1 pseudogene is annotated in these 576 nt (G+C 78.3%); it reads right to left on the reverse strand.

The window, feature by feature from the left end:
- A pseudogene (locus tag AOK03_RS44710) lies at positions 1-576 on the reverse strand (ATP-binding protein); the annotation flags it as partial.

Consider the following 576-nt stretch of genomic DNA (forward strand, 5'->3'; position numbering starts at 1 on the left):
CGAGGTCGCCGACGAGGGCTTCGGCGAGCACGGCCGCGGCCTCGTCCGGGTCGTTGGTGCCGCCGTACAGATCGAGGTCGTAGACGGAGTCGGGCTGCCCGATCCGCACCACCACGTCGTAGTCCTCGGTGGGCCCGAGCCCCGCGCCCGCGGCCCCGACGACCACCACGGCCGCCCGCCCGGCGAGGGCGCCCAGGCACAGCGACTCGGCGAGCGGCCACACCACCCGTGCGGTCTTGCCGGAGCCGCCGGGACCGACGGCGAGCAGCGAGGTGCCGAGCAGATCGGGTCCGAGCGCGAGCCCGGTGCCCCGGTAGGCGTAGGGGTTGCGGGGGTCGTCGGCGGTCGTCCCGATGCGCACCTGCGCCGTGGCGAGGTCGTGGCGGGCGGCCCGCGCGGGCAGGTCGCGGTCCCCCGAGGGGTGCGGGCAGGCGCGGGCGCCGTCGCGCAGGACCGCGTCGGTGAAGACGGTCAGCGGGCTGCGCCCGGCCCGCACGGACCGCCAGGCCCGCGCGATCCTGGCGTGGTCCACGTCCCGCATCAGTCCGGCCTCCGCGTCGGCGGCGAGCCGGTCGG

Origin of the sequence: Streptomyces atriruber, assembly GCF_001418325.1 — a bacterium.
Lineage (GTDB): Bacteria > Actinomycetota > Actinomycetes > Streptomycetales > Streptomycetaceae > Streptomyces > Streptomyces atriruber.